Origin of the sequence: Arthrobacter sp. HMWF013, from assembly GCF_003061105.1 — a bacterium.
Taxonomy (GTDB): Bacteria; Actinomycetota; Actinomycetes; order Actinomycetales; family Micrococcaceae; genus Arthrobacter.
Genome location: NZ_QAIQ01000554.1, coordinates 3,850 through 12,570 on the forward strand (window position 1 = coordinate 3,850; position 8,721 = coordinate 12,570).

The following is an 8,721-nucleotide window of genomic DNA, read 5'->3' on the forward strand; positions in this document are numbered from 1 at the left end:
GGCCTGCCGTTCGCCGAACGCCAGCGCGCAGTCAGGCTGACACCCGCCTCGACCCACGTCACGACGGCGGGATCCTCCACCGCTGGGGTGCTCTGGAGTTTGGGGACCGGCGTCGGGTTTGCCGCGGGAGCTGGCGTGTCAGTACGGATGAAGATCCATTCCAAGATATTGGGGGGCGATCGAATACTGACGATGGTGGGCGGGTGCTCCACCAGGTGGAAGGCTGCGGCCCAGGATTCCGGACCGTCATCCGGCCGCGAACCGCGCTTGGGTGATGGCCGCTGTAGCCATCCACCCTGCGTTCTCAGGATACAGGGGTGCCGTGGCTGCCTCCGCCTCCCGATCCGGGCCCTGGAAGGGTAGGGGCTGGCCTTAGGCTGGAGTGACGGAAGTTCTCTGATGGGGGCCGGGAATGAACCGATTGAGGATGGGCGCTGCCGCGGCTATTACCGCTCTTTTCCTGGCGTCATGTTCTGCTTCGGATCCAGCGCCGTCGCCACCGGCGGATGGTGGAACGTTCGAGACGCTTGAGGCCTTGAAGGAAGCCGTTACAGCCGCGGGCTTGGCGTGCCCGGAGCTGGTTTTGCATAACGACGCCAAGTACTCCGCCTCGTCAGGCAGCTGCAGCGAGGACTTATCCCTGGCTGTCTACAGCAACGATGTGTCCCTGGAGTCGCAGCTGGATTTTTGGCAGCCGATTGACCGGGGTTCAATCAATGTCGGTATGAACTGGACCGTTGTATCCCCCGACCCGAAACTCATCCAGCAGAAACTGGGTGGCACTGTCCTGCAAACGGGGCAGTAGCACCCCGCGTCCTCGTGGCCGCAGGCCCAAGGACATAGCCCCTGGCGGTGTTCCGCCAACCCGGCGCATGCTGGACAAGGAGGAGTCGGGGCAGACGCCCGCGGGCCCCGACGCCACACTCCGGTCAGGCCGCGGGCTCTGAGGACATCCGGAAATGTCAATCGATAAGCATCGGGTTCCGCGGCTCAGGGGGGCTGCCCAGCCCGGAAGCCAACGTGGTGATGCGCTCCGCAAGGGGCTGCTCGCTGCAGGAGCGCTGTCATCGCTGTCCTACGTCCTTGCCACGGACGGCTTGGCGGCATCCCGATGGGAGGGATACCGCCGCACCGAACAAATGGTGAGCGAGCTGTTCGCCGTCGGCTCCCCCGGCCGGGACGTCCTGGTTCCCTTCACGTGGCTCTACACGCTGCTGTTCACGGCGTTCGGCGTAGGCGTCTGGATGTCCGCGCGCGGCAACCGTGCCCTGCGGATCGGCGGCGGCCTGCTCATCGGGTACGGGCTGTGGAACATCATGGGCGGCCTCTATCCGCTGACGCTGGGTGACGACGCCTCGGTTCCCATGCATATTGTGGCCACCAACGTGCAGCTTGCCCTGATGGTGGCGGCAATGTGCTTTGTGGCTGTGGGGTTCCACGGCCGGATGCGCGTGTATTCGTTCGTGTCACTGGCTGTTTCCGCGGTCATGGGCATGGTGGCGTTCATGGCTGCTCCGGGACCGAACCTCGTGCTGGGCATCGGCGAACGGATCAGTATCTGGGCTTTTATGATCTGGGTGGCTGTGCTGGCCGTGGCGTTGTGGAAGCGGCCCCCGGCGTAGAGTGCACGCCCGACGCCCTGAACGCATTGTGTTCCACCTGCTGAGGCCCTACCGTGTAGGGACGGTCGGCTGAAGTGCAGGTGCGGGCATGCGAGCTATTTCCTGGTCATCGCGCTGCCTCCTGATGTGCCTTGTGGCCGCCGGTATCCTCGGCGGCACCACCCCGCCGGCACCGGCACCGGTCGCGGAAACCGTGAATCGCGAGCAGACGTACCAGGCAGTGGACGCCTTCCTGCGCGAGCAGCTCGAGGCCCTGGGGATTCCGGGCGCCGCTGTCGCCGTCGTCCGTGATGGCGTCCAGGTTCACTCCGCAGCGTTCGGCCATGCAGATGACGCCGGGCGGCCGATGACCGTCCAGACGCCGGTACTGCTTGCCTCCACCACCAAGTCCCTGACAGCGATCGCTGTGATGCAGCAGGTCGAGGCCGGCAGGCTAAGGCTGGATGAGCCGGTGCAGACCTACCTGCCTTGGTTCAGGCTGGACAACCGCCGCTCGTGGGCCATCACAGTGCGTCACCTGCTCCACCAGACCAGCGGCATGTCGTCCCGCGACACTGCCTTCGAAGCGTCCGACGCGCAGGACCCGGAGGCCCTCGAAGAAGGGATCCGTGCCCTGGCGGATTCCCGGCTGGCCGGAGCGCCGGGCGAGGGTTTCCGCTACGCGAGCGCCAACTTCAACGTCCTGGGTCTCCTGGTGCAGACAGTCTCCGGCCAGCCGTTCGGGGAGTACGTGGAACAGCACGTTTTCGCGCCGCTGCGGATGGACCACAGCCATCCAACGCGTGGTGATGCGCGGGCTGACGGCGCGGCCGCCGGCTACTCCCGCTGGTTCAGCTCGTTCTGGCGGCAGACCGACGTGCCGGCACCCACCACCGGCATGCCGTCCAGCACCATGTACGCCCCGGCCGGGGACCTGGGCAATCTGCTGACGGCACTGGCCGACGGCGGCCGGTTCGGGGACGCGCGCATCCTCCGGCCTGAGAGCGTGGCGGCGATGTTCGAGCCAAAGGTGCGGGTGGACGGCGCCAAGCGGTACGCCATGGGCTGGTTCACCCGGCCGCTGGTGGAGTCCGTTGATCCGGCGACGCTGTCTGATCCGGCGGCACTCCCGCTGCTGCTGGAGCACCAGGGCGAATGGGGCAACAGCCACACCTATCTGGGTCTCGTTCCGTCCACGGGGTTGGGCGTTGCCTTGGTGATCAACGGCAACGACACTGCTGCCCCGTCCCGGCTGAAGGCCATCGACACCAACCTCCTGCGGATTCTCCACGGGCAGGATCCCATCCCGGCGGTAGTGTTCGAGGACTGGCTGCAGCAGTACAGCTGGGCGGTATCCGTGGCGTTGCTGCTCGCGGAACTGCTGAGCCTCTGGCTGGCACTGCGGTTGGTGCTGCGGGAACCGTTGGCTGCCCGGACACGGCGGACTCCCCTGGCCTGGGCTGCAGCGGCCCTTGCCCTCGACGCCTTTGTCCTGTGGCTGTGCCTCGTCTACGCCCCGGCCCGGTTCGACACCCACCTGTCCGTGATCATCCGCCAGTTCCCCGACGTCGGCGTTTCGCTGGTGCCGGTGCTCGCGCTGGCCATTGTCTGGCCGATCCCGCGGACGGTGTGGCTGCTCACCCAATGGGGTTCAGTCACGCGGCGTCCTTAGGGTTTCCGCCGATGTCGTCCGAGGTTCCGGCCTCGAGCCGATCTCGATCGGAACGCTGCCGGGAAGCCCGGCGCCTATCGCTAATTCGAACTCGCGGGAGTACGTTGGGCGTACGCCGTCCGAACAGGGTGCTACTGGGCACCGTTGTTCCGGCTGCCAATTCCGGGCCCCCAACCGTCCTCCCTGCATGAACGAAAAAAGTCCGTGCCCACGCAAGGCCCAGCAGAGCCCGCCGCCTCCGTGAGCGCACAGACCAGAGAAGCGAACTCATGAAATCTGCAACAACTCCCCGTTCCCGCCCGAACTCAAGGCTCCGGTGGCTCGTTCCCGCCGCCCTGATTTTCCTCAGCCTCGTCCCGATCATCGCCGGGGCCGGGCGCATCACCGACCTCACGGGAGGTCACGTGACGCCGGACAACGCGCGGTTCTTCGATTCACCGGTCCCCGTGCTGATCCACATACCCGCAGTCACCGTGTACCTGGTGCTGGGCGCGTTCCAGTTCGTTCCCTCGCTCCGCCGGGGCAAGCGCGGCAGCCCAAGCTGGCACAAAGTTGCCGGACGCATCCTGGCCCCCACCGGCTTGCTTGCCGCCCTGTCCGGCTTGTGGATGGCCATTTTCTACGACCTCCCGCCGCTGGACGGGACGCTTCTCCTCGTCCTTCGGCTGGTCTTCGGCTCCGCCATGGCTGCCTTCATCGTGCTGGGATTCATCGCCGTCCGGCGCCGGAACTACGTCCGGCACAGTGAGTGGATGTCCCGGGCGTACGCCATCGGCATCGCCCAGGGAACCATTGTTGTAGTGACCATTCCCTGGATCCTGCTGGTGGGACCGGTGGACGAGCTGACCCGGGCGCTGCTGATCGGGGCATCCTGGGTCCTCAGTCTGGCGGTGGCCGAATACTTCATCCACCGGCGTGCCCAGGGACCCGTCCCCAAGCCCGTCCCTGCAGTCCAGCTCGCCTGACCCCGCGCTCAGCCCTCTGAATCCCGGGCCCGCTCCAAAGCGTCAAGCACCAGATCGAGCCCGAAGGTGAATTCATCGGCGTAGCTGTAACCCGGCCGGAGGACATGCTTGGCGGTGAGTTCATAAAGGTAGGGGTACTCGCTGGCCGGCAATTGGGCGAGCATGATGTTGGCCATGTCAGCGGTCTCTTCGGTGGTGTCGAAGGGGAGGGCTTTTTCCTGCTTCGCGAAGCCGTAAACATAGCTGTCCAGCGCGGAGAACGCGTGCGCCGTCATGGCCAGGGAAAACCCTCCGTTCCGGAACGTCCCAAGCACCCTGTCGTGATGCCTCAGCGTGCCCGGGCCGGGCCGGGTGGCTGAGTCCATCAGCCCGTTGGCCCACGGATGGCGGAGGAGGACTGCCCGGACCGAGACCGACCGCTTGCGCACCGCGCTCTTCCAGTCATCGCCGTGGGACGGCAGCTCAATCTCGCCGTAGAGGGCATCGATCATGCCGTTGAGCAGGTCCTCCTTGTTCGAGACATGGTTGTAAAGCGACATCGCCTCAACGCCCAGCTCATCGCCCAGCCGGCGCATGGAGAGTTTCTCGATGCCTCCCCCGTCCGCCAGCCTGATGGCGGTTTCCAGCACCCGCTCCCGGTTCAAACGCGCCCGGCCTTCAGCCCCCTGAGCCTTCTTTTCAGCCATTTCCCCCTCTTTCTTCTGACCCCATTGACTCACCTTACACCGTAGGCGTAGTTTACTTACATCATAAGCTTACAACGTAAGGCGAAGATCATGGGCACTGTTACAGCAACGCACAACCGAACCTCCCTCCGCTCCTCGAACCTGGATTTCCGAACATGGTCCCCCGCCACCGCAAGCCTGGTGTCCGGCCTTGGCCTGCTGGCGATGGTGGTCCTCATGACGGCCGGCTACTTCGGCGGCGTCGTGCCACTTATCACCCCTGGAGACGCAGCCAAAACGGCCAGGGACATCACACAGTCGGGCCCGATCTACCTTGCCGGCGTCGCGTGCATCTTCCTGGTCATCCTGCTCGACGTTCTCGTATCTGCCGCCTGGTACGCCCTGTTCAAAAACGTCAACCGGCAACTGTCAGCGGCTGCGGCCTGGATGCGGGTCACGTTCGCGGGCCTCTTCGCAGTCGCCACGGGCCAGCTGGCAAATGCCTACGCCCTGCTTGATAATCCGGAACAGGCCCTGCACGCCATCGCATCGTTCCGCACCATATGGCTCATCAGCCTGGGGCTGTTCGGCCTTTACCTCATCCTGATCGGCTACCTGGAGCTCCGCTCGACGTTCGTCCCCAAAGTTCTCGGAACCCTCCTTGCCATCTCCGGCACCGGGTACATCATCGATGCGTTCGGTGTCGCATTCGTGGATGGATTCACCCCGATGTACGGCCTGTTCGCCATCATCGGCGAAACCAGCTGCATCTTCTGGCTCCTGATCAAAGGCCGCAAGCTCACCATCAGCTGAGCGCCATGCACCCAAAGAGAGCATCGCTCCCACGCCATGCGCCGCCGTCGTCATTCCCGACGGCGGCGCATGGCCGGGTGCCACTACACACCGCAACAGCAGTATGCCCAGCCGGCCGGTGGCGTTCCGCTCTCGGCGCCACTCTACGGAGCATCTTTGCCGGACGCCGTCAGCCGGTTTTTCAAGAAGTACGCAACGTTCTCAGGGCGGGCCAGCCGCAGTGAATACTGGTGGTGGGTGCTCGCCAACGGCATCGTCCTCATCCTGTTTTACGCGGCCGCCATACTTTCCGCCCTCAACGAACCCGAGGTAGGCCTGATGATTGTGCAGGGTCTGGCGAGCACCTGGCTGCTCGCCACGCTCGTTCCGGCGTGGGCGTTGATTGCCCGCCGGCTGCATGACGTCAACGTCAGCGGCTGGCTGGCGCTGCTCGTGCTGATTCCGTTCTTCGGCGCCATCGTCATCATCGTCTTCGCAGTGATGGATGCCAAGCCGGAGGGACAGCGGTTCGACCAGCCGGAGCACCAGCGGTTCGACCAGCCGGTATCTTTCCAGGATTAGACCCGCCAGTGTCCGGGGTCTCGCCGCGTGTCCTGGGGCCGGTCCTGGCCCTCAGGACACGCGGCGGAATTCCCCCGGGCGGAGCTGGACGTGGATGGGCAGCACCAGCTGGATATGGGTGTCTCCGACGGGCTTGTCGAGCAGCTCGTTGATGGAGGTCTGCCCCTCCAGCTCACTGTTCTGATCCTTGCCCATGATTCGACAATAATGCGTGGGTCGGGTGCGCGAATCCTATGACACGGATGCCACCGCTGACAGACTGCCTCCTGCCGGGCGTCAGTAGCCTGCGCTGCCCGGCGGGACCGGATTCAGGGCAGCCGGCACGAGCTTGTACGCGAAGCGGCCGTCCGGGCCACCGCCGGGGCTCATCGTCAGGTCCACGCCCTCGGTGGGGAGCAAAAGGGTTGTCGTGAACACCTGTCCGTCGCAGATGACCTGCACCGGCGCCAGAACTTCGGCGCCAGCCCAGGAAGCCGCCGACAGCGCCGCCCCTGGCGGCCCGCTGCAGACGAAATGGAGCTCGTACTGGCCGGGTTCGGCCTGCAACGATCCGGCGGCGGTTGAGTTCGCACTGGTGGCACCACGTGACTCACCAGGCACATACGGCAGCAGCTGCGTTGCTGACCATTCAGAGAAGTCCTCCAGCTCCGAAGCCCTGCGATCCGTGTTGGGCCGGACCTTGACACCGGTTGCGGACGGCCTGCCCGTGGGCGGGACCGCGCTGATGGTGATGGGCCCCCCGGAGTGCCTGACAAAACGGTCCAACGCCGCGTCGCATTCAAAGCTGGAAGCCTCCGGCATGCCCTCACCCTTCACGATGGTGAGCTTGGCCCCGTAAACACCCGCGCATGCCCCCGTGACCACATAGTCGCCGGGCGCCAGAACCAGGGAAAGCTTCCCGGCAGGTTCCGCCTCGGACGGCAAACCGAGATCCGACGCCGGAGCCCCGAGCAGCCGCACCACCTCGGCGGCGTTTTCCTCGAAGGACCGGGGCGCAGGTGATACCGGGGAAGATGCCGGGGCCGGCCGCGCATCAAGGCCGCCGTACTCACACCCGGCGAGCGCCATGACCAGCGCGGCCATCATGACCAGGACTGGTCTGCGCGGCGTCCGCATCCCCCCAAGAGCTGACATGGCTCCGAGTCTATGGCCTCCTGCAGGCGGCAGTGCCAGTATGTGGAGAATCAGGTTCGCTCAAACGCCCCAAAGGCCGGGCAGTGAGGACGCGGAATCATGACCTACGTCAACAACCTGGGCGAGGTGGGACCTGGCGACATCGCCGTGGCCGGCGGCAAGGCCGTGGGACTGGGCGGGCTCATCCAGGCCAGGCTTCCGGCGCCGCCGGGGTTTGTGCTGAACACCGCCGCCTACTCTCACTTTGTGCAGGCCAACCAGCTCGGGGACGCCATCCAGGAACTGGCCACGCTCCCACAGGACGCGGCGCCACAGGACTACACGGACGCCTCGGAGCGGATCCAGTCCCTGTTTAGGAGCGGCACCATGCCCGCCGACATCGCGGCGGAACTCGGGGCCGCCTACGGAAATCTCGACGGCGGGGCCACGGCCGTTGCGGTGCGCTCCTCCGCCACTGCCGAGGACCTCGCCGCGGCCAGCTTCGCCGGGCAGCAGGAGTCCTACCTGAACGTTCGCGGGGCTGAATCTCTGTCCGCTGCAGTGATCGATTGTTGGGCCTCCCTGTGGACCGCGCGGGCCATGGCCTACCGCGCCCGGGAAGGCATCGCACCGGGCGCGGTGCGCCTCGCAGTGGTGGTCCAGCAGATGATTGACGCCGAGTCCGCCGGCGTGATGTTCACCGCCAATCCTGCCAACGGGCGCCGCGACCAGACAGCCATCAGCGCCGCCTGGGGCCTCGGCGAATCCGTGGTGGGCGGGACGGTCACCACGGATGACCTCGTTGTCGATGCCGGGACGGGCACTGTGTTGTCCCGGCAGACCGCTGACAAGGCGGTCATGACTGTCTACTCGGAGCACGGGACCCGGGAGGAACCGGTGCCGGCGGACCGTCGTCGTGCGCCTGTTCTTGATGACCGCGCCGCCGCCGAGCTGGCGGGCTGCGGAGCCCGGATTGCTGACCATTTCGGGGCGCCGCAGGACATCGAGTGGGCGCGGGCCGGTGGCAGGTTCTTCCTGCTGCAGTCCCGGCCCATCACCGCGCTCCCCGAACCTGCGGCCGATACCCCGGAGACCTGGCCCGTGCCGTATCCGAAAGGCCTGTATTTCCGGGCCAGCATCGTGGAACAGCTGCCGGACCCGCTCTCGCCGCTCTTTGCCGACCTCATTGACGGCTCGGTGTCCCGCTCGCTGAAAGCCCTGCTGGCAGACGCCCTGGGCAGGAACATCATCCGCGAGGACGACGTCAAAATGCCCACCATCAACGGCTACGCCTATTACTACTACCGCACCGCGGGGATGCTGCGGATGCT

Annotated in this window: 10 protein-coding genes; 7 read left to right on the plus strand and 3 right to left on the minus strand. The window is 65.9% G+C overall.

Annotated features, from left to right (window positions below; translation table 11 throughout):
* Positions 1–412 precede the first annotated feature (412 nt).
* The 4 genes from DBR22_RS18970 (at position 413) to DBR22_RS18985 (ending at position 4,238) form a co-directional block, all read left to right on the plus strand.
* On the plus strand, positions 413–805 hold the full coding sequence (locus tag DBR22_RS18970; protein WP_146187577.1) for a hypothetical protein: 393 nt from the start codon (positions 413–415) through the stop codon (positions 803–805).
* A 154-nt stretch (positions 806–959) separates the two neighbouring features.
* The gene (locus tag DBR22_RS18975; RefSeq protein WP_108600276.1) at positions 960–1,622 is read left to right on the plus strand and encodes a DUF998 domain-containing protein; all 663 of its coding nucleotides are present in this window, start codon (positions 960–962) and stop codon (positions 1,620–1,622) included.
* 88 nt (positions 1,623–1,710) lie between these two features.
* Positions 1,711–3,273 carry a serine hydrolase domain-containing protein gene (locus DBR22_RS18980; RefSeq protein ID WP_108600277.1) on the plus strand — a complete coding sequence of 521 codons (1,563 nt, stop codon included), beginning with the start codon at positions 1,711–1,713 and terminating at the stop codon, positions 3,271–3,273.
* Between the two features lie 269 nt (positions 3,274–3,542).
* Complete coding sequence (locus DBR22_RS18985; protein WP_108600278.1) at positions 3,543–4,238, plus strand: DUF2306 domain-containing protein; 696 nt, start codon at positions 3,543–3,545, stop codon at positions 4,236–4,238.
* 8 nt (positions 4,239–4,246) lie between these two features.
* Here DBR22_RS18985 and DBR22_RS18990 read toward each other — a convergent pair whose 3' ends face one another.
* Positions 4,247–4,924, minus strand: coding sequence for a TetR/AcrR family transcriptional regulator (locus DBR22_RS18990; protein WP_108600279.1), 678 nt, complete (start codon positions 4,922–4,924; stop codon positions 4,247–4,249).
* 90 nt (positions 4,925–5,014) lie between these two features.
* Here DBR22_RS18990 and DBR22_RS18995 point away from each other — a divergent pair, with 90 nt between their 5' ends.
* Both DBR22_RS18995 and DBR22_RS19000 read left to right on the plus strand, forming a co-directional pair.
* Positions 5,015–5,716, plus strand: a complete 702-nt coding sequence (locus DBR22_RS18995; RefSeq protein WP_108600280.1) for a DUF4386 domain-containing protein — start codon at positions 5,015–5,017, stop codon at positions 5,714–5,716.
* 156 nt (positions 5,717–5,872) lie between these two features.
* Complete coding sequence (locus tag DBR22_RS19000; RefSeq protein ID WP_258229307.1) at positions 5,873–6,277, plus strand: DUF805 domain-containing protein; 405 nt, start codon at positions 5,873–5,875, stop codon at positions 6,275–6,277.
* Between the two features lie 51 nt (positions 6,278–6,328).
* Here the strand turns inward: DBR22_RS19000 and DBR22_RS23980 are convergent, their stop codons facing one another.
* Both DBR22_RS23980 and DBR22_RS19005 read right to left on the minus strand, forming a co-directional pair.
* On the minus strand, positions 6,329–6,472 hold the full coding sequence (locus DBR22_RS23980) for a hypothetical protein (RefSeq protein ID WP_181365248.1): 144 nt from the start codon (positions 6,470–6,472) through the stop codon (positions 6,329–6,331).
* Between the two features lie 81 nt (positions 6,473–6,553).
* Entirely contained in the window at positions 6,554–7,411 is an 858-nt protein-coding gene (locus DBR22_RS19005; RefSeq protein WP_146187578.1) for a hypothetical protein, read from the minus strand.
* A 99-nt stretch (positions 7,412–7,510) separates the two neighbouring features.
* Between DBR22_RS19005 and DBR22_RS19010 the strand changes: the two genes are divergently transcribed.
* Positions 7,511–8,721: PEP/pyruvate-binding domain-containing protein (locus DBR22_RS19010; RefSeq protein ID WP_308810238.1), on the plus strand; the 1,211-nt coding region annotated here is incomplete at its 3' end.

Bases quoted from the DNA above. Each gene is read 5' to 3' on its own strand.
- DBR22_RS19005 (WP_146187578.1), bottom strand. From the start codon at position 7,411: ATGTCAGCTCTTGGGGGGATGCGGACGCCGCGCAGACCAGTCCTGGTC.
- DBR22_RS18970 (WP_146187577.1), top strand. From the start codon at position 413: ATGAACCGATTGAGGATGGGCGCTGCCGCGGCTATTACCGCTCTTTTC.
- DBR22_RS18990 (WP_108600279.1), bottom strand. From the start codon at position 4,924: ATGGCTGAAAAGAAGGCTCAGGGGGCTGAAGGCCGGGCGCGTTTGAAC.
- DBR22_RS18985 (WP_108600278.1), top strand. From the start codon at position 3,543: ATGAAATCTGCAACAACTCCCCGTTCCCGCCCGAACTCAAGGCTCCGG.
- DBR22_RS18980 (WP_108600277.1), top strand. From the start codon at position 1,711: ATGCGAGCTATTTCCTGGTCATCGCGCTGCCTCCTGATGTGCCTTGTG.
- DBR22_RS18975 (WP_108600276.1), top strand. From the start codon at position 960: ATGTCAATCGATAAGCATCGGGTTCCGCGGCTCAGGGGGGCTGCCCAG.
- DBR22_RS23980 (WP_181365248.1), bottom strand. From the start codon at position 6,472: ATGGGCAAGGATCAGAACAGTGAGCTGGAGGGGCAGACCTCCATCAAC.
- DBR22_RS18995 (WP_108600280.1), top strand. From the start codon at position 5,015: ATGGGCACTGTTACAGCAACGCACAACCGAACCTCCCTCCGCTCCTCG.